The organism is Flavobacteriales bacterium (assembly GCA_013214975.1).
Classification (GTDB): Bacteria; Bacteroidota; Bacteroidia; order DT-38; family DT-38; genus DT-38.
In genome coordinates, this window is sequence record JABSPR010000013.1 from 1 (window position 1) to 21,547 (window position 21,547).

At 36.3% G+C, this 21,547-nt stretch carries 22 protein-coding genes; 12 read left to right on the top strand and 10 right to left on the bottom strand.

The window, feature by feature from the left end; all coding sequences use genetic code 11:
- Nucleotides 1-373: hypothetical protein (locus tag HRT72_00655; protein NQY66226.1), on the bottom strand; the 373-nt coding region annotated here is incomplete at its 3' end.
- 80 nt (nucleotides 374-453) lie between these two features.
- Between HRT72_00655 and purB the strand changes: the two genes are divergently transcribed.
- A complete protein-coding gene (purB, locus tag HRT72_00660; protein NQY66227.1) occupies nucleotides 454-1,794 on the top strand; it encodes an adenylosuccinate lyase in 1,341 nt (446 codons plus the stop codon).
- A gap of 116 nt (nucleotides 1,795-1,910) precedes the next feature.
- The gene (locus tag HRT72_00665) at nucleotides 1,911-2,474 is read left to right on the top strand and encodes a hypothetical protein (protein ID NQY66228.1); all 564 of its coding nucleotides are present in this window, start codon (nucleotides 1,911-1,913) and stop codon (nucleotides 2,472-2,474) included.
- Here HRT72_00665 and HRT72_00670 read toward each other — a convergent pair.
- From HRT72_00670 to HRT72_00700, 7 genes are all read right to left on the bottom strand, one after another.
- Nucleotides 2,471-3,751, bottom strand: coding sequence for an MFS transporter (locus HRT72_00670; GenBank protein ID NQY66229.1), 1,281 nt, complete (start codon nucleotides 3,749-3,751; stop codon nucleotides 2,471-2,473). The two genes, HRT72_00665 and HRT72_00670, sit on opposite strands and share 4 nt — an antisense overlap.
- Nucleotides 3,741-4,352: a hypothetical protein gene (locus HRT72_00675; GenBank protein NQY66230.1), complete on the bottom strand. Its 612-nt coding sequence runs from the start codon at nucleotides 4,350-4,352 to the stop codon at nucleotides 3,741-3,743. The genes HRT72_00670 and HRT72_00675 overlap by 11 nt, the downstream gene beginning before the upstream one ends.
- Before the next feature lie 135 nt (nucleotides 4,353-4,487).
- Nucleotides 4,488-5,066, bottom strand: a complete 579-nt coding sequence (locus HRT72_00680) for a hypothetical protein (protein ID NQY66231.1) — start codon at nucleotides 5,064-5,066, stop codon at nucleotides 4,488-4,490.
- Between the two features lie 225 nt (nucleotides 5,067-5,291).
- Nucleotides 5,292-8,063 carry a bifunctional aconitate hydratase 2/2-methylisocitrate dehydratase gene (locus HRT72_00685; GenBank protein NQY66232.1) on the bottom strand — a complete coding sequence of 924 codons (2,772 nt, stop codon included), beginning with the start codon at nucleotides 8,061-8,063 and terminating at the stop codon, nucleotides 5,292-5,294.
- A gap of 95 nt (nucleotides 8,064-8,158) precedes the next feature.
- Nucleotides 8,159-8,617, bottom strand: a complete 459-nt coding sequence (locus tag HRT72_00690) for a 50S ribosomal protein L9 (protein NQY66233.1) — start codon at nucleotides 8,615-8,617, stop codon at nucleotides 8,159-8,161.
- A complete protein-coding gene (locus tag HRT72_00695) occupies nucleotides 8,617-8,898 on the bottom strand; it encodes a 30S ribosomal protein S18 (GenBank protein NQY66234.1) in 282 nt (93 codons plus the stop codon). Before HRT72_00695 ends, HRT72_00690 begins: the two co-directional genes overlap by 1 nt.
- A 14-nt stretch (nucleotides 8,899-8,912) precedes the next feature.
- A complete protein-coding gene (locus HRT72_00700) occupies nucleotides 8,913-9,290 on the bottom strand; it encodes a 30S ribosomal protein S6 (GenBank protein NQY66235.1) in 378 nt (125 codons plus the stop codon).
- Between the two features lie 220 nt (nucleotides 9,291-9,510).
- Between HRT72_00700 and HRT72_00705 the strand changes: the two genes are divergently transcribed.
- The 7 genes from HRT72_00705 (at nucleotide 9,511) to HRT72_00735 (ending at nucleotide 16,739) form a co-directional block, all read left to right on the top strand.
- A complete protein-coding gene (locus tag HRT72_00705) occupies nucleotides 9,511-11,283 on the top strand; it encodes a DNA polymerase III subunit gamma/tau (GenBank protein NQY66236.1) in 1,773 nt (590 codons plus the stop codon).
- Between the two features lie 260 nt (nucleotides 11,284-11,543).
- Entirely contained in the window at nucleotides 11,544-12,818 is a 1,275-nt protein-coding gene (icd, locus tag HRT72_00710; protein NQY66237.1) for an NADP-dependent isocitrate dehydrogenase, read from the top strand.
- Nucleotides 12,819-12,921: 103 nt separating this feature from the next.
- A complete protein-coding gene (locus HRT72_00715) occupies nucleotides 12,922-13,494 on the top strand; it encodes a hypothetical protein (protein ID NQY66238.1) in 573 nt (190 codons plus the stop codon).
- Complete coding sequence (locus HRT72_00720; protein ID NQY66239.1) at nucleotides 13,478-14,326, top strand: DUF3822 family protein; 849 nt, start codon at nucleotides 13,478-13,480, stop codon at nucleotides 14,324-14,326. The genes HRT72_00715 and HRT72_00720 overlap by 17 nt, the downstream gene beginning before the upstream one ends.
- Complete coding sequence (locus HRT72_00725) at nucleotides 14,317-14,850, top strand: RsmD family RNA methyltransferase (GenBank protein ID NQY66240.1); 534 nt, start codon at nucleotides 14,317-14,319, stop codon at nucleotides 14,848-14,850. The genes HRT72_00720 and HRT72_00725 overlap by 10 nt, the downstream gene beginning before the upstream one ends.
- A gap of 34 nt (nucleotides 14,851-14,884) precedes the next feature.
- Nucleotides 14,885-15,352, top strand: a complete 468-nt coding sequence (coaD, locus tag HRT72_00730) for a pantetheine-phosphate adenylyltransferase (GenBank protein NQY66241.1) — start codon at nucleotides 14,885-14,887, stop codon at nucleotides 15,350-15,352.
- Nucleotides 15,345-16,739, top strand: coding sequence for a TlpA family protein disulfide reductase (locus HRT72_00735; protein ID NQY66242.1), 1,395 nt, complete (start codon nucleotides 15,345-15,347; stop codon nucleotides 16,737-16,739). The genes coaD and HRT72_00735 overlap by 8 nt, the downstream gene beginning before the upstream one ends.
- Here the strand turns inward: HRT72_00735 and HRT72_00740 are convergent.
- Nucleotides 16,736-17,338, bottom strand: coding sequence for an NUDIX hydrolase (locus HRT72_00740; protein NQY66243.1), 603 nt, complete (start codon nucleotides 17,336-17,338; stop codon nucleotides 16,736-16,738). The genes HRT72_00735 and HRT72_00740 overlap by 4 nt on opposite strands.
- 7 nt (nucleotides 17,339-17,345) lie before the next feature.
- Here HRT72_00740 and HRT72_00745 point away from each other — a divergent pair, with 7 nt between their 5' ends.
- Nucleotides 17,346-17,990 (top strand): orotate phosphoribosyltransferase, encoded by a 645-nt coding sequence (locus tag HRT72_00745; GenBank protein ID NQY66244.1) that lies wholly within the window; start codon nucleotides 17,346-17,348, stop codon nucleotides 17,988-17,990.
- A gap of 4 nt (nucleotides 17,991-17,994) precedes the next feature.
- On the opposite strand, the gene HRT72_00750 is transcribed toward HRT72_00745, so the two are convergent.
- A complete protein-coding gene (locus HRT72_00750; GenBank protein ID NQY66245.1) occupies nucleotides 17,995-18,741 on the bottom strand; it encodes a biotin--[acetyl-CoA-carboxylase] ligase in 747 nt (248 codons plus the stop codon).
- A 37-nt stretch (nucleotides 18,742-18,778) separates the two neighbouring features.
- Here HRT72_00750 and rsfS point away from each other — a divergent pair, with 37 nt between their 5' ends.
- Nucleotides 18,779-19,147: a ribosome silencing factor gene (gene rsfS / locus HRT72_00755; GenBank protein NQY66246.1), complete on the top strand. Its 369-nt coding sequence runs from the start codon at nucleotides 18,779-18,781 to the stop codon at nucleotides 19,145-19,147.
- A 65-nt stretch (nucleotides 19,148-19,212) separates the two neighbouring features.
- Nucleotides 19,213-21,318, top strand: a complete 2,106-nt coding sequence (hflB, locus tag HRT72_00760; protein ID NQY66247.1) for an ATP-dependent zinc metalloprotease FtsH — start codon at nucleotides 19,213-19,215, stop codon at nucleotides 21,316-21,318.
- The last annotated feature ends 229 nt before the right edge of the window (nucleotides 21,319-21,547 follow it).

The following is a 21,547-nucleotide window of genomic DNA, read 5'->3' on the forward strand; positions in this document are numbered from 1 at the left end:
TCCTTCCTGTTAATTGCTGATGCGTTCTCTCCGAAATAAAAGCAAACAGAGGCGACATCATTATTAGCAAGAAGTTCTTGTACCCCCAGAAAAACAAAATCAACAAGGATGATTTAACAAAGAAGGCAACGATATATTGAATGGCTTTAAAAAGATAAACCAATACGAACCAATCGAACTGAACAGAATTGAGAGACGCATCTACGTAGCCAATGACAGTTGAGGATAATATCGAGGCTATGTATGCGACTATAACAAATAACAAACAAAATGCTATTCCGGGTACAATCAAGTATTTCCAAAAGCCATCCTCTACTATAAGCTGATGCGCTTTCACATAAGACCTATATGCTCTTTTAATTTCCTCTAACATATTATATTCAAATAATTCCTGTACTATCTAATCAAAACGCTGGTACAATTGTCGTAAATTTGCCGACTAATAAAACGATTATGAATATAGATATTTTAAGCTCAATTTCTCCTGTTGATGGGAGATACAGAAAAGTGACGGATGATTTAGGAATTTACTTTTCTGAAGCTGCATTAATTCGATACCGCGTACTGGTTGAGGTAGAATATTTTATTGCACTTGTAAACGTTCCGCTTCCCCAATTGGAATCGTTCGACAAATCCTTGTTCGACAAACTTAGGGCGATCTATCAAAACTTCACATTAGAAAACGCGAAGACAGTTAAAGACATTGAAGCAATCACAAATCATGATGTTAAAGCCGTAGAATATTTCTTAAAAGAAGAATTCGACAAATTAGGCTTAGAAGAATTCAAAGAATTCATCCATTTTGGATTAACCTCACAGGATATAAACAATACGGCAATTCCACTTTCTCTAAAAGAAGGTATAGAACAAGTAATGGATCCGATGCTAAACAGCGTTGTAGAGTTATTACAGAATCTATCCAACGATTGGAAAGACGTATCTATGATGGCAAAAACTCATGGTCAACCAGCTTCCCCAACTCGACTAGGAAAAGAAATACTAGTATTTATTGAACGGATTGAAGCAGTTGTAGAACAAATAAAAAGCATTCCTTACTCTGCCAAATTCGGTGGAGCAACAGGTAATTTAAACGCACATCACGTATCCTACCCTTCTATTGACTGGATTAGTTTTTCTAATTATTTCGTAGCTGATTTAGGTCTTAAAAGATCGAAGACTACAACTCAAATTGAGCATTACGATAACCTCGCCGCACTATTTGATGGCTTTAAAAGGCTTAACAATATTTTCATCGACCTAGATAGAGATATCTGGATGTACATCTCAATGAATTACTTCAAACAAAAAATCGTTGCAAACGAAGTAGGTTCGTCGGCTATGCCACACAAGGTAAACCCCATTGATTTCGAAAACTCTGAAGGCAATTTAGGTTTGGCCAATGCTATCCTTGAACACTTTGCAGCCAAACTTCCTATATCTAGATTACAACGTGATTTAACAGATTCTACTGTTTTACGAAATGTTGGCGTACCATTAGCACACATGTTAATCTCTATGAAGTCGCTTACAAAAGGTCTTAACAAATTGATTTTAAACCAAGACGAAATCAATAGAGATTTAGATAATAATTGGGCCGTTGCAGCGGAAGGAATTCAAACCGTTCTTAAAAGAGAAGGTTACCCCAAACCGTACGAGGCATTAAAAGAACTTACTCGAAAAAACAGCCATGTTAATCAAGAGTCGTTGGGTGTTTTTATTGATGGATTAAACATTACCGATGCGTTAAAAACTGAGCTAAAGCTCATTACGCCACACAGCTACACGGGCATATAAACAATCTAGTAACTGTTTAATTAACAGTCATCTATTAATAACTTTAGGTAGCAAGCAACTAACACGTTGGTATTATCTCACTAGTTTTGTGTTAACAAACAAGTAGAACCGCGAACGTGAACCTTATTAAATCTTTTCTCCGAAAAAAAATAGACGAATCAAGGATTTCCGACTCTTTCGTAAGAACTCTAATCGAAGTATCTGAAGAAGGTTTCCCCGAAGTAGTTGATTTCATTAACTCCGAATCGGAATTCGCTACTTCGCCAAATATCTCCAAAGACGATATCCAATGGTTTATGCAAATAATCTTTGCTGGTAACCTGCAGCACATGCATCATTATTTCCCACTCGAACAATTGAACAGAATGCGTGAAGTGTCTATCCGTAAATTCGTTTTCGAAAACCACGACATTAACATTACAGAAGATTCTATTCTGCATTACGAAGAATATATAATTGATCTGAAAGAAGGAATGAGCGAAAAGGAAATTGCTAGTGCAATGGCCAAAGCAATATTCTACAGATGTGAACTAAACGATTTTCAAAAAGCTCACTTTCAGCATTTAAACACACCGAATCCGATTTTCTTAAAAGAACTTACAGAGATACTTGTTAACTTTTTATGGAACTGGACCGATTTGCTAAATAAGTACAAAGTTCAGCAACGAGCAATCGGTTAAGCGCTTAACCTTTCATCTTTGGGAATTGTTTGAATTACCACAAACCCGATTACAAAGAATACCAACAAAGCCAATATTGAATACCGTAAACTTCCCGTTGCCGCCTCGATTAAACCAAACATCATCATTCCAATTACAACTCCTACTTTTAGACACACGTCGAAAAAGCTAAAGTAAGATGCATGCGACTTACCCACTGGTAATAATTTAGCATAAGTAGAACGTGCTAAAGATTGCGTGCCGCCCATAACAAACCCCACTACGCTCGCCAAAATGTAAAAATGCATTGGACTCTTCTCTGGCGTAAAATAAGCGCCAACACATATTCCAATCCAAATAACCATTAAAATAGAAAGAACAAACAGATTGCCTTTCTTCTCTGATAAAAAAGAAAATCCATACGAACCAGCAATTCCTACAAACTGAATTAAGATGATCGTTATAATAAGGTTTGTGTCCTCTAATTTTAACTCAATCTTTCCGTACAGTGTAGCTGCAGTAATTATGGTAAGTACACCAATATTGAAAACAAAAAAGGCCAGTAAATACCGCACCAATATTTTAGAGGTTTTAATCTCTCTCCAAACCACTTTCATTTCCTGGTACCCCTTGGTCAGTTTCTCATTAAAAGTACCGAATGGTTCATCCTTGGGCAATCCTCTAAATGCAATTTGACTAAAACCAGCCCACCATACTGCGGTAATAAGAAACGAGATTCGAATCGAAGTAGATGCATTGTCAATTCCAAAAGTTGCAGGATACATAACCATAGCCAAACAAAACAATAGTAGCAATGCACTGCCCAAATAACCAAGAGAAAAACCTTTTGCACTCAGCCTGTCCTGTTCTTCAGGAGCAGCGATAAGCGGTAAATAAGAATTATAGAATACGATACTTCCAGAAAACCCTATTGTAGATAGAATTAAACAAACTATACCAAAGGTTAAATTATCTGCGGTAAAGAAATACATTGCACCACAAGCTAAAGCTCCGAGGTAACAGAATATTTTCATAAAAAACATCTTCTTACCTGCATAATCGGCTATTCCAGAAAGCAGAGGAGAAATAGATGCGATAAGTAAATAGGCAAAGGACAGGCTATAATCAAAGAGCTGCGTGTTCGACATTTCCATTCCAAGAATGGCAACAATTCCATCGTTGTTAGAGGTAACACCAGCATAATAAATCGGAAAAAGGGTAGACATGATTACTAAAGGGTAAACCGAATTAGCCCAATCGTAAAATGCCCAAGAATTGGCAACGCGTCTATCCACCAATACGGTAGCTAAGTCCTACTCCAAATGTGTATGGATACTTTGCAATAACTAAGTCTGCCTTAATTGCCAAATCTCCACCCAAGTATGCCTTAAATGCTATCGTTGGCGCGATGTTAAGTTTATTCTTTGTCTCATCGTTTTCGGTAGGCTCAAAACTTTCCTTATCGTATCGATAATTAAATATCATGTACCCAACTCGTCCACCAAGTGTAAAGTCGTACCTACTATCTGAACTAAGGTTATATAATACTCTCGCATTAATTCCATAAACACCAATTTTTCTAGTTAGGTTCTTTGTTACACCTTCAACTAAAGCGGTATTAGTAGATTGTGCATTTCGCATAGCCAAGGCCAAACCACCACTCCACGTTGGTGTAAAATTCTTATCTACATCTACATGATATACCATCGACATTTTTGAATCAGGCCTACCAGCGTCATAACCTTTAATATCACGCGAATTTCCAAAACCAACACCTCCCGATATTGACATTCCATAACCTTCATCTTCTTCCTCTTGGGCAAGAGCTACATTGTTCAACATGCTTAATTGAACAAAAGTGATGGCGCTAATCAAATATATAATTCTTCCTAATTTCATTTTGTCTGGTTTTCAATTGATATGGAAACAAAAATAACAAAACGATCCCTTATTCGACTATGCATTTCCCGATTTAAAGGCAATAAAAAAGGCAACCAATTGGTTGCCTTTTAATATTGCAAATATTTCAATCTGCTACTTCTTTCCTCCGCCGAAAAAACCGCCAAGTTTAATTCCCATGTAACTGTTGTTTATTTTATCTATATCACCAGCCGTAACATCCAAATCACTTCCAGCAACTAGATTATACTCAAACAGCCAAGTAAAATGACCTGCATCAAATCCTAAACGTATGGGCAAACCTATCTTGTTATCAAAACCAATACCCGCGCCCGTGGAAGTAGCAGCTATAGAAGCTACTCTATATACACCAAATCCTAGTCCAACATGCGGTCTAAATCCGTCATCCATTAAGTAATACTGTCCAGTTGCAACATACGACTTAACAGCACTTATTTTTCCTGAGGTCACGGTACCGTCATCACTTATGGACCCTGCAACCATTAATGCCGTTTGCACTCTCAGACCAACTGCAATTGCATCGCTTAAACGATACGCAGGCTCCATATCTAACAGAAATCCCCCTCCAGCACCTTCACCTCCTGGTATGGCATATCCTATTCCAAGCCCCCATTTAAATGCCTTGTAATCTTGGGCATAAGACAGTCCACTTACAAGCATTAAGGCCAATACTATTGTACTTATTCTTCTCATAATAAATTATTTAATGTTTAACTAGTTTTATTCAACACCTAATATAGGCATCATTTCTAAAACCACCCAGCAAGCAACTTACATGCCAATCTTATCTTCAATAGAAAGAAAGACCAAACTCTATTCAAAAACAGCATGTTAGACCCCAATTACTAGAACAAAAAAATGTGATTAGAAATAATTCTAACCACATTTTTAAATTTGAATTAGCTTTTCAAAAATACATTACGAACACATCTTCTTCAGTGTAGGTGAGAACTTTGTTAAGTTAATACCTACCACAGCAGACTTGTATTCATCCATATTAGGAATTCGGCCTAGTATCGCAGATAAGACTACCACTGGTGTTGAAGCGAGTAAAGACTCTCCCTTTTTACGTTCAGAATCTTCAACGACTCTTCCTTGAAAAAGACGAGTTGAAGTTGCCATCACAGTATCTCCTTTGGCTGCCTTTTCTTGGTTACCCATACAAAGATTACAACCTGGACGTTCCAAATACATCATATTTTCATATTCAGTTCTGATTACAGCTTTAGGTGCAGCATCGTCTAATTCGAAACCAGAGTACTTCTGTAATATATCCCAGTCGCCTTCAGCCTTAAGTTCATCAATGATGTTATAAGTAGGTGCTGCAACGATTAACGGAGCATGAAACTCAACTTTACCTTGTTGTTTCTCTATATTCTTAAGCATTTGAGATACAATTTTCATATCACCTTTATGAACCATACAAGAACCCACAAAACCAAGATCTACTTTTTTATCTCCACCATATTCTGATAACTCTCTAATAGTATCGTGTGTATAACGTTTAGAGACATCATCGTTGTTCACATCTGGATCAGCAATCATAGGCTCAACAATCACATCAAGATCAACAACAAATTCAGCGTAATACTTCGCATTTGCATCTGGAGTTAAAGCTGGTTTCTCTCCCGATTTAACTTCATCGATTCTCTTATTAGCTATATCAATCAATCCTTGAAGAACTTGTTTCTTATTGTCCATGCCCTTGTCGATCATGACCTGAATTCTACCTTTCGCAATCTCTAGAGATTCAATCAAAGTAGCATCCTCTGAAATACAAATAGAAGCTTTTGCTTTCATCTCTGCTGTCCAATCAGTAAACGTGAATGCTTGATCAGCAGGAAGAGTACCAATATGCACTTCAATAATTCTACCTTGGAATACATTATCTCCACCAAACTTTTTAAGCATTTGAGATTGTGTGGCATGAACTACATCACGGAAATCCATGTGGTCCTTCATATCCCCTTTGAACGTTACTTTAACAGATTCCGGGATTGGCATCGATGCTTCACCAGTAGCAAGCGCAAGTGCAACTGTTCCTGAGTCAGCGCCATAAGCAACACCTTTAGACATTCTTGTATGAGAATCACCACCGATGATGATTGCCCAGTCGTCTACCGTAATATCGTTAAGAACCTTGTGGATTACATCTGTCATCGAATGATATTCGCCTTTAGGGTCACGAGCAGTAATAAGACCAAAGTCATTCATGAACTTCATTAGTCTAGGCGTATTTGCTTGCGATTTGCTATCCCATACAGAAGCAGTATGACAACCTGATTGGTAAGCACCGTCAACAATCGGAGAAATAACTGTAGCAGCCATAGACTCCAATTCCTGAGAAGTCATAAGACCTGTTGTATCCTGCGATCCAACGATGTTCACCTCCACACGAACATCTGATCCCGCATGTAAAACTTTACCTGGAGTTGTACCAACAGCGTTTCTATTGAATATTTTTTCCACTGCAGTAAGACCTTGACCTTCATGAGATACTTCTTTTGAAGGAGCAAATACGGATACAAGTTCGATACCCAAAGCTTTCGATGCAAACGATTGAAGTTTTTTACCAAATACGATAGCGTATGAACCACCAGCCTTAATGAATTCTAACTTCTGAGGAGTAAGAGCCGCCGAGATATCTTTCAATTCTTGATCGCCATTATAAAGCTTCTTCTTCTTCAGGTTAATTGTAAGGATAGTCCCTGTCGCAACTGAGTATACTTCCTCCAAAATAGCCTCTCCATCTTCGTTACGAATAGGATTACCTTCTGCATCTAGCTTTTTAACCCAGTTTTGAAGATCAATTCCAATCCCTCCAGTAACACCAACAGTTGTTAGGAAAATAGGAGAAATTCCATTTGTTCCAGCAACGATTGGAGCATATTTAATAAATGGAATATATGGACTTGCTTCTTTACCTGTCCAAAGAGCCACGTTGTTTACACCCGACATCCTTGATGAACCAACACCCATAGTTCCTTTCTCTGCAATTAACATCACACTCTTGCCTGGATGCTGTGCTTGCAATGCCTTAATCTCTTCTTGCCCTTCTGGAGAAACAAAACATTTACCATGCAGTTCACGATCTGATCGTGAATGAGCCTGGTTACCTGGAGATAATAAATCAGTTGAAATATCACCTTCACCCAAAATATAAGTAACAGCAGTAACCTCTTCAGCTACGTCTGGTAGTTCAGTAAAAAACTCAGCCTTAGAGTAACTTTCTATAATCTCCTTAGCTATTTCATTACCGTTTTTGAATGCATCTTCTAATCGATCAGTGTCCGCCTCATAAAGAAAAACTTGTGTTTTAAGAACACTTGCAGCTTCTTTTGCAATAGATGCATCACTACCTAGAGCTAGATCAAGTAGAACCTCAATTGAAGGCCCACCTTTCATATGAGACAATAATTCAAAGGCGAAAGTTGCCGTAATTTCTTCTACAACAGATTCCCCTATAATGATTTCCTTTAAAAACTTAGCTTTTACACCACCTGCACTGGTTGTTCCTGGTAGTGTATTATAGATAAAGAAGTTAAGAGAAGCCTCTCTATCTACGTTATCCAAATCTTTTATTTTCGAAATGATTTCGCTTAGCAATTCGCCACTATCGATTGGTTTAGGGTTAAGCCCTTGGTCTTTTCGATCTTTGATCTCCTGGATGTAATCTTTATATGTATTCATATAAGAAGTCTTTATTAAATTTATATAGAAATAGTATAATATGTATAAAAAAAAAGACAGGCTTACACCTGTCTTTTTTTTCTTTTAGAAGAAGATTACTTCTTCCCTTTTTCTTTCTTTACTTCAAAAGTAAATTCGGTAGAAACTTCTCTGTGCAATTTAACAGTAGCAGTATACTTGCCAATTTCTTTAATTGCTCCAGTACCGATAGACAAATGTCTTTTATCGATTTTGTGTCCTAGTCTTGCAGCAGCATCTGCAACTTGAGTTTTTGTAACAGAACCAAAGATTTTTCCTTTATCTCCTGCTTTTGCAAATATTACAAGTTCAGTACCTGATAACAATTCAGCGGTTTTAAGAGCAGCCTCTTTGAGTTTAGACTCTTTACCTTCTCTTTGACGTAATGTTTCTTCTCTTTGCTTCTTCATTGATTCAGTAGCAAGTTCAGCTGAACCATTAGGAATTAAAAAATTCCTAGCATAGCCATCCTTTACTTTAACTAAATCGTACTTGAAACCAAGATACTCGACGTCTTCTTTTAGTATTACTTCCATTATTTATTCAACATATCTGCCAAGTATGGCAATAAGGCTAAATGTCTCGCTTTTTTAATCGCTTGACTTACTCTTTTCTGGTGCTTTGTAGCAGTTCCTGTTAATCTCCTAGGTAAAATTTTACCTTGCTCATTAACTAATTTAAGAAGGTACTTACCATCTTTATAATCAATAAACCTGATTCGTCCTTTAGAGAATCTACAATACCTGTTCTTCTCTACCTCAATTACTGGAGGATTTAAATATCTTATTTCAGATGTCGAATTATCTACCGTTGCCATAGCTTCTAAATTAATTAAGCGTTTTCTGCTTGTTTTTCTTCTTGAGGCTCGTTTTTAGCTTCAGCCTTTTTCAATCTTTTCTTTTCTGCATAAGCAACAGCATGCTTATCCATTCTAGATGTAAGGAATCTAATAATTTTCTCATCACGTGTAAACGCAACTTCGAAAGAATCGATTAAACTTCCTTCTGCTTCGAATTCTATTAAGTAATAAAATCCAGTTGATTTCTTTTGAATTGGGTAAGCCAATTTTTTAAGCCCCCAGTTTTCTTCGTGAACTACTTTTGCTCCACCATCTTTCAATAGTTTCTTGTACTTCTTTACCGAATCTTTTATTTGCGAATCGGAAAGAACTGGAGTCATTATAAACACTACTTCGTATCTTCTAGCCATCTAAATCTCTATTTTATAATTCTGCTAATTTCCTAAAAACAGGGCGGCAAAGTTAACAAACAATTGAATAAATTCAAACGAAACACCTTTTATTTAACGTCCCTATGTTAATAATTATAACCGACAGCCACTTATGTAAATTATAACTAGCAATTACTAAATAAAACTTCCCTTTGTAGTATATTTGTCAGACTGTCAAAAACGTCGACAAGTTAAGCCCATGGGAAGTTTTGTTGTTTCTGCTCGCAAATATAGGCCATCTTCATTTAGCACTGTAGTAGGCCAGAAAAGCATTACAAGCACGCTTAAAAACGCAATCAAAAACGACCATCTAGCACAATCATTTCTTTTTTGCGGTCCAAGAGGAGTCGGAAAAACCAGTTGTGCTCGGATTTTAGCCAAAACAGTTAACTGTTTTAACATTGCCAAATCCGAAAACATTGAAGCTTGTAATGATTGTGAATCGTGTAACTCGTTTAACGAAGGACATTCTTTAAATATTTACGAACTAGATGCTGCTTCAAACAATTCAGTAGATGGAATTCGAAGTCTTGTAGACCAAGTAAGATTAGCTCCTCAAATCGGAGATAAGAAAATTTATATTATTGATGAAGTTCACATGCTGTCTCAAGCAGCTTTTAATGCTTTCCTTAAAACATTAGAAGAGCCCCCAGAACATGCGATGTTTATCTTGGCGACAACCGAGAAACATAAAATCATCCCTACAATACTGTCGCGATGTCAAATTTTCAACTTCAGCCGAATTGGAGTTAATGATATAGCGGAACAACTTAAAACCATTTGCGAAAAGGAGTCGATAGAGGCCGAGCCGAGAGCGCTACATACTATTGGTCAAAAAGCAGATGGCGCTATGCGAGATGCGCTTTCAATATTCGATCAGGTGGTGAGCTTTGCAGGGAAGAACATTACTTACGATAATGTTATTGAGAATCTAAACATCTTAAGCGATGAATACTTCTTTAAAGTTTGCAATGCGATAAAGGAAAAGGATGTTTCTTCTTCTCTTCTCACTTTCGATGAAATATTAAGAAAAGGATTTGATGGCCAACATTTTATTGTAGGGCTAGCCAATCATTTTAGAAACCTATTAGTTGCACAAGACCCTTCTACACTTAATTTGATCGAAACAGATAATAGTGTTAAGAAATCAATCTTTGAGCAGTCTAAGCTATTTGACCCCGATCAGATAGTAGAGATCCTCAATTTACTTAACAAATGTGATGTGGGGTATCGCATGAGTAAGAACCAACGTTTACATGTTGAGCTGTGCCTCATCTTCATCACTAGAAGAAACATTGTAAAAAAAAAAGTTAATACTGGCGTAATTACAGAAGCTCCTAAAAAGGAACTATCTCGCCCTACGGTTGAATCGACTATTCCAGTTCCAGAACAACAAACTAAAAAAGCGAAAATTCAAGAGACACCGGTTAATACTGGATCGAATCTAGACCTCAAAAAAGAAGAGCCTGTTCAAAAACAATCTTTTAAGGTAAATACCCCACCTTCGGTAACGGATAGAAAAAGAAAAGGCTCAGTTTCCATTTCAAATATCATGAACAGCAAAGCTGCTGAAGATAAAGAGGGTTTAACAGAAGAACCTGAAACGCCATTTACGCGTGAAGAGTTTATGGAAGCATGGAATGATTCAGTCGAAAAATATAAAGAAGGAGGAAAAATCAATCTCTATAATACACTTCAAAAGAAAGAACCTATAATTCATGATGATTATGGCATAGAAATAGTCATCAACAATCTAGTTCAAGAGGAGTCTATCAATGTAGAAAAAACAGAATTACTTGAGGAGCTTAGAAAAAAGCTAAATAACTATGCGCTCTATTTAATAATTACGATTACGGAAGCTAAGGAAGAAGCTACCCTGTATACATCTATGGACAAGTTCAAGAAGCTTGCAGAAAAGAATCCTAAAATGCTTGAATTACAGAAGAAACTAGATCTTGAAGTTACTTACTAGATTAATTTGACGCTATATATTAAATAAGGTAGTCTTTCATCTTACGCATTAGAAATCAGACCTATTTCAATATTTACATTACAAATCGTCAAATTGTGGCAATAGAAATAAACACAAGATGTATTTTTACGTAATCATATAGTCGATATCTGTTGTACAATTACCTATTTCGGAGATATAATAAATCTATTTTAGGATAAGCACGTATTGGCTTTAAATTCGTTGATATAGCGAAATTACATTACAAATAAAATTCAATTATGGCAGGAGAAAAGATAACTGTAGCGGAAGGTGGTAAACTAAATGTGCCTAGCCACCCTATTATCCCTTTTATCGAAGGTGATGGAATCGGTGCCGATATTTGGCCTGTTGCTAAAAAAGTAATTGATCGTGCAATCGAAATCTCATACGGTACTGATAGAAAGATTGAATGGAAAGAAATTCTCGTTGGAGAAAAAGCGTTTAATACAGTTAATGAATGGCTTCCAGAAGTTAGCCTTGAAATTATAAGAGAAAACTTAATTGCTATTAAAGGGCCTTTAACCACACCAATTGGAGGCGGGATGAGGTCTCTTAACGTAGCCCTAAGACAAAAACTAGACTTATATACTTGCATTCGACCGGTTAGATGGTTTCAAGGCGTCCCTTCTCCTATGCTACATCCAGACTGGATTGACATGGTAATATTCAGAGAAAACACAGAAGATATATACGCTGGCATAGAGTGGATGTCTGGTACTCCTGAATGTAATAAAGTAATTAAATTCTTACGAGAAGAAATGGGGGTACAAGAGATTAGGTTTCCTGACACTTCCTCAATAGGTATTAAGCCAGTATCTAAACAAGGTTCAGAGCGACTAATCCGAGCAGCAATCAAATATGCGATTAAGCACAAAAAACCTTCTGTTACATTAGTTCACAAAGGAAACATAATGAAATATACAGAGGGAGCCTTTAAAAACTGGGGTTATGCTCTCGCTCGAAATGAATTTGGACCGCACGTTTTTACTTGGGAAGAGTACGACGAGATAATGGATAAAGATGGGGCAAAATCAGCAAACAATGCCCAAAACCAGGCAATTGAAGATGGCAAAGTGATCATTAAAGATTCTTTAGCAGACGCGTTCCTTCAGCAAATTGAATTAAGACCAAAAAACTACTCTGTAATAGCAACGCTGAACCTTAATGGAGATTACATTTCAGATGCACTAGCAGCTGCTGTGGGCGGAATAGGCATTGCGCCAGGAGCTAATGTTAATTACAAAACCGGTCACGCAATATTTGAAGCTACACATGGAACTGCTCCAAAGTACGCTGGTAAAGACAAAGTAAATCCATGCTCATTAATCCTATCTGCCGTTCTTATGCTAGAGCACTTAGGATGGCAAGAGCCCGCGGATTTAATTGTTCAAGGTATCGAAGATGCAATCGGCGACAAACGTGTTACTTACGATTTCGCACGTTTAATGAGCGGTGCTACATTACTGAAATGTTCAGAATTTGGTGATGAGCTTATCAAACACATGGAGGCTTAGATTAATTCCAATCTCCTTTCTTTTTATTACATCATCGCTTAAGAAGGCATGAAATACTATCAAAAAATTGTAGCTTTACCCAACTAAATTTTTAAGGCATAGTATGAAAAAAGGCATTCAGGCAGCATTGTTAGTTGCTATAATTGGATTATCCTATTTGGTATATAACAGCATTCAAAGCAAAGTAGAATTTGAAACGAATGCAAGAGCAAGAAGAGATGTTGTTGTAGAAAATCTAATCGATATTAGAACTGCAGAGATCGCCTACAAAACGGTTAAAGGCTATTACGCAAACAATTTCGATTCACTTTTAGATTGCATTAAAAACGATAGCTTTCTGGTTATCTTACAAAAAGGAGACTTGGAAGATTCTGTGGCAGTGGCACATGGCTTAGTTACTAGAGATACATCTTTTGTTAGCATTAGAGATTCCATTTTCGCTGCACCCTACCCACTCGATTCAATGAGATTAATTCCATTTGGAGACAACGAAGAATTTGTTCTAGATGCTGGAGAGGTTGAAAAAGGAAAAGTAAAAGTAAAAGTGTTTATGGCATTTGCTAATTACGGAGCCATCTATAACAATCTAAACACAAAGAACGAGAATATCGACTTTGAAGAAGGGCTACAAGTTGGATCCATGACGGAAACTTCAACCAGTGGAAATTGGGAATAATATAAAGCCTAATATCGATCTTATTGACGATGCTTTTCAGCCAAATATGGTTGCTGATTGCCGTTTAAACATTCTTCTTACCCCAAGACACTTTACCGCTAGCATTTTTGATACATACAACAACAAGTATGTAGGTCTTCAAAAAATCGGATTTTCAAATAACTTGCAGTTGGTGGAGATTCTCCACCAAGATTTATTTCAAAACAAATTCGGCTCAGTACAAGCTTTCACGAATCAATCTACTAGTACGATTGTCCCTAGCGCTCTCTATGAAGAAAAAAACAAGTCTCAATACTTAGCATTTGTCAATGGCAAAGAGGACGGAATCGAAATCCGAACAGACAATTTAAATAGTGCAAGTGCCAAAGTTATCTACGGCGTTGATTCTGATATCAATAATATATTCTTCAAACAATTTGAGAATATTAAGTTTAATCATTTCTCTACGGCATTTATAGAATCTCTTATTCAAAGGCATAAGAACGAGGAAAAACTAAATTGCTTTGCAAGTATAGATAGCGATTCCTTCCATTTAGTTGTAATCCAAGGCAAGAATTTATTATTTATCAATCGATTTGATTACACTAAAAATGAAGATATCTTGTATTTCATTTTGTTCGCATTCGAACAATTAAACCTAAACCCAGAGACTATTTCACTGCAACTGTTTGGTGCACCTAACGGCATAACAGAATTACATAATACTCTTTTAAATTATGTTAGAAATGTAGTATTAGGTAAACGATTACATTCGGTTGATTTCTCCTATGTATTCAATGAAATAGAAGATCATGAACATTTCATACTCCTAAACAATTACGTGTGCGAATAATTTCAGGAAGCCTAAAAGGCCGAAAATTCAATCCCCCAAAAGATTTACCGGTTCGTCCTACTACAGATTATGGCAAAGAAGGCTTGTTTAGTCTATTGGACAATCGATATGATTTCGAAAACTGCAACGTACTGGATTTATATAGTGGCACCGGAAATATGGCTTATGAATTCGCATCAAGGGGCGCAAAGCAAGTAACTGCGGTTGACTTAGACTATAAATGCACCAGTTATATTAAACAAGTAAGTAAGGGTTGGGACATTAAGACCATTCGAGTATTCCGCAGCGATGTATCTAGGTTCATCGAAAGAAGAAAAGAATCTTATGATATTATTTATGCCGATCCTCCTTATGAGATAAGGAATTTAGGTAAAATATTGGATCATATATTAATGTCCGGGATAATCAGCAAAGATGGAATTCTAGTCTTTGAACACTCGAAGAGAAATGACTTTTCGAAAAAGGAACAGTTTTTGGAAGAAAGAAAATACGGCGATGTCCGTATGAGTATCTTTTCAGCATAACAAATACTATCTTTAAAATATCAAACTAGCATAGATGGAAAAGAAAATTGCAATATTTCCGGGTTCGTTCGATCCAATTACTACAGGTCACGAAGCTATCATCAAGAAAGCATCTTATATATTCGATAAAATCGTAATATCTATTGGAGTAAATACAACTAAGAATTACCTCTTTCCTATAGAAACAAGAATAAATTGGATTGAAAAAATATTTATCGCTGATTCAAAAATTAGTGTAAAAAGCTACGAAGGTTTAACCGTTGAGTTTTGCGATTCGATTGGAGCTAATTATATTATACGAGGATTACGAACATCCGCAGACTTTGAGTTCGAAAGACAAATTGCGTATATGAACGAAGCGATGAATAAAAATATTCAAAGCGTCTTTTTGTTGTCAAACCAAGAGCATTCTGCGATTAGCTCTACAATTGTTCGAGAGATAATCAAATCCGGCGGAGATGCCTCTCAGTTTGTTTCATCACAAGTGGATTTGAATGTTTAAATATCTAATTCCAGTACTTCTAATCTTATTGGGAATTAATTTCAACTCGTCGGCCCAGAATGTTACAATTAAGGGCAAGGCAGAAAGTTATAAAGGACAATTTATTTCGATAGTTCAAAAGAAAGATTATATATCGGGATTAGAAGAAATTAGCTCAAAAAGTCTAATTGACGAAAACGGAAATTTCGAAGTTGCATTTGACACAGAACACACAATAAAATGTGCACTTAGAATAGGTAGCGTAAACGCAAATATTTATATATCACCAGATAGAACTTATATAGTTTCATTCCCAGAAACACCAAAAACCACTCCTAAAACATTAAGCAATTCAGCTTTCGTATCGCTATTAATAGACAACGGGACTGACGATGATTTAAATTCTCTTATTAGCGATTTTAATATTTTTCGGGATGATTTCATTGACGATAATTACGGTCTATTCATGAGGGGTGCATATCGGATTTTAAAAACGAAAGTGGATTCCTTTAAAATTAATGCCAATGAAAAGTTTGGAGGCAAAGGGAATGCCTACTTCAAAGTATATTTAAAATACAGCATTGGAGAAATCGAAATAGCTCGAGGGAAGAGCAAGCAAGATTTGTATGATGAGTACGTGAAGCCACATGCGATATCCTTTTACAACAATCAATACATGAATTTTTTTAGCCAGTATTATGGTAAAAGAATGGGATCTATCGCTTTATACAATTCAAATTTTGTCGACGCTATTAATATTGATGAAAGTTTAGAAAAAATAAATGAAGTACTGGCTGGAGAATTAGGTTATAACACACCTAAGCTAAGAGAAGCAGCTATATTATTCGGATTATTCGAGAACCGAAATAGCCCTGTACTATTAAAAAACGGCATCCTGAAAATACTAAACCAAATTGCAGACCATGGGTTATCTGAGACGCATAAAGAAATTGCGCGGAATATAATTATCGGTATTAAAAAGAACATGGTAGGATCTCCAGCTCATGCTTTCGACTTATTGGACGAAAACGGGAACATGGTTTCTCTTAGCGATTTCAAAGGTAAATACGTCTATATTGATTTCTGGGCCACTTGGTGTGTACCCTGTTTAAGAGAAATGAAAATGATGAAAAGTCTGGAAGAGAAGTATGGTGATCGAATTGAATTTATTAGCATTTCCATCGATAAAGACTATGATGTAATGAAGAAGTTCTTGGGTGAAAATAAATATGACTGGACGTTCCTTCATATGGGGAATTCGGAGTCGTTAAAAAACAAGTACGCCGTAATGTCTATTCCTATCTACTACTTAATCGACCCTTACGGAAAGTTTATTCGCTCTCCTGCAAAAAGGCCAAGTGCAAACATTCAAGTTTTGTTTGATAATTTACTAGAGGGAGGAGACTAACTCAGTAAATCCTTAATAGAAGGATAAGTATCCTTAATCACTTCAGCAATACCGTCCTTAGGAATCCATTTTACTTCAGTAATACCTTCTTCTTGTTGAGGAATAAGTTCATCCTCTTGGCTACATTCCATTGCATACCAATATGTGTACTTTAAAATCGGCACGCCCTCTAAAACATATGTATGACGAGTTATCCCGGCTTCCATTATAATCTTAAGATCTGTAATACCACATTCTTCTTGCACTTCTCTCACAGCACATTCTGTAATATTTTCACCCACTTCTAATTTACCTTTCGGTAAATCCCATTTGCCTAAACGGTGAATAAATAGCATCTCTTTTTTATCATTGTGCACAACTCCTCCAGCAGCGTCGATCCGAACGAATAAAGATTCGAAATCCTTAATTAGCTCTTTCACATTCTCATTCAAGATAATCACAGCACTATCTCCCGTCTCCTCAGAAACTATTTCCTCATAGAGAAATTTCAACTCCTCCTTAGCGTCACAACTATAGCACAGGTAATCGCCGGTAAACACTTCTAAGCCGTCTATATCCGTTAAAAAAACTGATCGATCGTTGATAAAAACTTTATACATTTACGTTATGTCGAATGCTGAACAAAGAGCCCAAAAAGTGGCTGCCTACCTATTGCAAATAAAAGCAATAAAAGTCAATAGTGAAAACCCATTTATTTGGGCTTCGGGATGGAAATCTCCAATTTATTGTGACAACAGAAAAGTCCTCTCCTATCCAGAGATCAGAGAGTATATGACACAATGCTTCGTCGACGAAATCAACGAATCTTTTGAAAAACCAGATGTAATTGCTGGTGTTGCAACTGGAGGAATTGCTTTAGGTGTACTAGTAGCTGATGTATTAAATCTTCCTTTTGTCTACGTAAGGGCAAAATCTAAAGGCCATGGATTACAAAATATGGTTGAAGGTGAACTAAAAGAAGGACAAAAAGTATTAGTAGTAGAAGATTTGATTTCTACAGGAATGAGTAGTCTAAACGCTGTAGACGCTTTGCGTGAAGCCAAAGCTGAAATTATTGGGATGACGGCAATCTTTACATATGGCTTTCAAATTGCCAAAGATAATTTTACCAAATCAGATGTAGAATTAAAAGTTTTATCAAATTACAAAGTACTTATCGAAGAAGCCGCTAATCTTGGGTATGTCTCGTCAGGGAATACTGAATCATTGCAAGAATGGCGAGAGGATCCATCAAACTGGTCGCCATCATAAGACATTAAATTTGGTACTCCACTTCCTTTAAGTCACATAGAAACATTTCCTCTGTATTGGATTGAAGAATTAGCTTTCCTATTGGATCTACTCCTAATATTTTAGCTATGTATACTTTCCCAAGAATTACATATTCATGGAAAGTATTTTTTCGATATAATAAAGACTCATACTGTTCTTCTATTTCACTCTTATTCTTTCCTTTCAGCTTAGCATATTGCGTTTCTAAACTCCTACAAAGGGAAGAAATACAAGTATCAATATTTATTGATCTACCTGTAATATTAAAAACAGATGTAGGGTTTCGTAATGATGAATCGAATTCCGTTTGATTAATATTTATTCCTAATCCCAATACTGATGAGCTTACATTTTTACCCGATACTTTACTTTCAATTAATATCCCTGCTATCTTTCCGTCACCAACATATATATCATTTGGCCACTTAATGCTTACATCCATGTCAACTAAGTCTTTAATAAAATCAACCAAACCGATAGAAATAAGTTTATTTAAGAAAAAATGGTCAGAAATATCGATGTTAGGGTAAACAAGTATGCTAAGTGTTATATTTTTCAGAGGTTCTGAAACCCATATATTATGGCGTTGTCCTCTCCCCTTGGTCTGATCTTGAGCGACAACGACCAAGCCTTCGTTAACAGATTCTTTTTCCGCTAATTCCAAGAGGTAACTATTAGTTGAGTAAACAGTATCCAGATGAAGGATCTCACTACCGATTGTAATACTCATTGAGAAAGATTAGTTAAATTAGATGTTTATTTAAAATATGGCCACGACCAAACCGTCTACAAGTGCAAAGAAATTAATTAATGCCATAATATCAGGCATGCAAGAGAAAAAAGCAGAAGAGATTGTTTCAATGAACTTATTAAAATTAAATAATTCTGTTTGCGACTATTTTATCATCTGTCATGGGAATTCAAACACACAAGTAAATGCCATTGCAGATTCTGTTGAAGAAGAAGTTAGGAAAAATACAGGCGAAAAAGCATGGCAAAAAGAAGGTACAGGAAACTCGGAGTGGGTTTTATTAGATTACGTTAACATTGTAGTACATATTTTTCAAAAAGAAACTAGAACATTTTACAATATTGAGGATCTTTGGGCAGATGCGCTTATAACTCAAATCGAATAACTTAAACGCAAATTTCATTTAGGTTCTAATTCGACACCCGCTATTACCTAAGATAAAAAAACAAGATGACTGACAAAAAAGACACTAAAAACAAAAAGACCAATCTCAAGAAAGGTCCAGTTAGAAAAAAGAAAGACAATAAACCATTTAATTTCTATTGGATCTACTTAGCGGTTGCTTTGCTCTTCCTTGTACTCAATTTTGTTGGCTGGAGTGTTCAAATCAAAGAAATAAATTTCCAAGAATTTAAACGAAACATGCTAGATAGACAGCATGTTGAGAAAATAGTAATTGTAAATAAAGAACATGCCGAAGTATATATTCTGAGCGACAAATTATCAGATACTCAATATGACGACATTAATAATGGTAAGAATTCTGCTCGAGGCCCGCATTATAAAATAATGATAGGCTCTCCAGAGATATTCCAAAAAAAACTTGATAATGCCCAAGAAAGTTTTAGTCCAGAGGACCAAATTGACATAAGTTATGAAACCAAGAAAGATTGGGGTGGAGATATTATAAGCTGGCTACTTCCTATATTAATCATGGTAGGAATCTGGATTTTTATCATGAAACGAATTGGTGGATCAGGTGGTGGTGGTCAGATTTTCAATATTGGAAAATCCAAAGCAACTCTGTTCGATAAAGACACTAACGTTAACATTACTTTCACGGATGTTGCGGGCTTAGATGAAGCAAAAATTGAAGTTAAAGAAATTGTTGACTTTCTTAAACACCCTAAGAAATACACTGATCTTGGTGCTAAAATTCCCAAAGGAGCTCTTTTAGTTGGACCTCCAGGTACAGGAAAAACATTACTAGCAAAAGCCGTGGCGGGTGAGGCACAAGTCCCTTTCTTTTCTTTATCTGGATCTGACTTTGTTGAGATGTTTGTTGGTGTAGGTGCTTCAAGAGTACGCGATCTCTTCAAACAAGCTAAAGAAAAATCACCATCAATAATATTCATTGATGAGATAGATGCTATTGGTAGAGCTCGTGGTAAAAACGCAGCGCAAGGGGCAAATGATGAACGGGAAAACACCTTGAATCAACTCTTAACCGAAATGGATGGATTTGGCACCAATACTGGTGTGATCATTATTGCCGCAACAAACAGGGCAGATATATTAGATTCAGCCTTACTTAGAGCAGGACGATTTGATCGCCAGATACATGTTGACATGCCTGACCTTAATGAGCGTCAAGAAATATTTAATGTACATCTTAAGCCATTAAAACTGGATAAAAAATTAGACGTTGAACTTTTGAGTCGACAAACACCTGGCTTTTCGGGTGCAGATATCGCAAATATTTGCAATGAAGCAGCATTAATTGCCGCAAGAAAAAACAAAAAGAAAGTAGAAAAAGAAGATTTTTCTGATGCCGTTGATCGGATTATTGGTGGGTTGGAAAAGAAAAACAAAATCATTACCCCTGCAGAGAAAAAAGTTATTGCATACCATGAGGCCGGTCATGCTTCTGTAAGCTGGTTACTAGAGCATGCACATCCACTGGTAAAGGTTACTATTGTGCCAAGAGGGCAATCTCTTGGAGCAGCTTGGTACTTACCGGATGAAAGGCAAATTACAACCACGGCTCAAATGGAAGACGAAATTTGCGCTGCGCTTGGAGGAAGAGCTGCTGAACAAGTGATTTTCAATCAAATCAGCACTGGTGCGCTCAGTGATCTAGAAAAGATAACCAAACAGTCTTATGCGATGGTAAGTGTATATGGGTTAAACGACAAAATTGGAAATGTAAGTTTTTATGACTCTAGCGGAAGTAGTGAATACTCTTTCAGTAAACCATATAGCGAGCAAACCGCACAAATAATAGATGAAGAAGTAAGTCTATTTGTGGAGAAAAATTATGAGAGGACACTTGATCTACTAGAGAAGAACAAAGACAAATTAATCGCATTAGCAACTGTGTTACTTGAAAAAGAAGTGATTTACAAAGAAGATCTGGAAAAAGTATTCGGACAAAGACCGTGGGCAGAAGAAAACCGACTTTCTGGCTCTAAAAAAGTATCCAAAGCGAAAGCTAAAAAGAAAGAATCTACATCTGAAGAAAAAACACCTGAAGGAAATACTGACGAAAAAGAAAGTAGTGAGGAACAAGGAATCGAATCTCCAAAGGAAATAACTAACGAATCCGAAGAAGCCTAGAATTACTCTTTTGTGAGATAATTACTAAATTCAAAGCGACGTAATTAGTACACTTTGACGGAATTCATAAAAAGAAGTCTTACAGGACTTATATTCATTACAACTGTAGTTGGTTGTATTGCATGGAATAAATATTCATTCCTTGCTCTGTTTCTTATTGTTATGATTGTTGGCTTAGTTGAGTTTAACAAATTCATAAGCACATATAACGAAGAAAGAAAAAGAAATT

Coding starts and splice junctions, on each gene's coding strand:
- HRT72_00675 (NQY66230.1), bottom strand. CDS start 4,352: ATGAAATTAGGAAGAATTATATATTTGATTAGCGCCATCACTTTTGTT.
- purB (NQY66227.1), top strand. CDS start 454: ATGAATATAGATATTTTAAGCTCAATTTCTCCTGTTGATGGGAGATAC.
- HRT72_00750 (NQY66245.1), bottom strand. CDS start 18,741: ATGAGTATTACAATCGGTAGTGAGATCCTTCATCTGGATACTGTTTAC.
- HRT72_00740 (NQY66243.1), bottom strand. CDS start 17,338: ATGTATAAAGTTTTTATCAACGATCGATCAGTTTTTTTAACGGATATA.
- HRT72_00700 (NQY66235.1), bottom strand. CDS start 9,290: ATGGCTAGAAGATACGAAGTAGTGTTTATAATGACTCCAGTTCTTTCC.
- HRT72_00735 (NQY66242.1), top strand. CDS start 15,345: ATGTTTAAATATCTAATTCCAGTACTTCTAATCTTATTGGGAATTAAT.
- HRT72_00680 (NQY66231.1), bottom strand. CDS start 5,066: ATGAGAAGAATAAGTACAATAGTATTGGCCTTAATGCTTGTAAGTGGA.
- hflB (NQY66247.1), top strand. CDS start 19,213: ATGACTGACAAAAAAGACACTAAAAACAAAAAGACCAATCTCAAGAAA.
- HRT72_00690 (NQY66233.1), bottom strand. CDS start 8,617: ATGGAAGTAATACTAAAAGAAGACGTCGAGTATCTTGGTTTCAAGTAC.
- HRT72_00685 (NQY66232.1), bottom strand. CDS start 8,063: ATGAATACATATAAAGATTACATCCAGGAGATCAAAGATCGAAAAGAC.
- HRT72_00695 (NQY66234.1), bottom strand. CDS start 8,898: ATGGCAACGGTAGATAATTCGACATCTGAAATAAGATATTTAAATCCT.
- icd (NQY66237.1), top strand. CDS start 11,544: ATGGCAGGAGAAAAGATAACTGTAGCGGAAGGTGGTAAACTAAATGTG.
- coaD (NQY66241.1), top strand. CDS start 14,885: ATGGAAAAGAAAATTGCAATATTTCCGGGTTCGTTCGATCCAATTACT.
- rsfS (NQY66246.1), top strand. CDS start 18,779: ATGGCCACGACCAAACCGTCTACAAGTGCAAAGAAATTAATTAATGCC.
- HRT72_00715 (NQY66238.1), top strand. CDS start 12,922: ATGAAAAAAGGCATTCAGGCAGCATTGTTAGTTGCTATAATTGGATTA.
- HRT72_00745 (NQY66244.1), top strand. CDS start 17,346: ATGTCGAATGCTGAACAAAGAGCCCAAAAAGTGGCTGCCTACCTATTG.
- HRT72_00705 (NQY66236.1), top strand. CDS start 9,511: ATGGGAAGTTTTGTTGTTTCTGCTCGCAAATATAGGCCATCTTCATTT.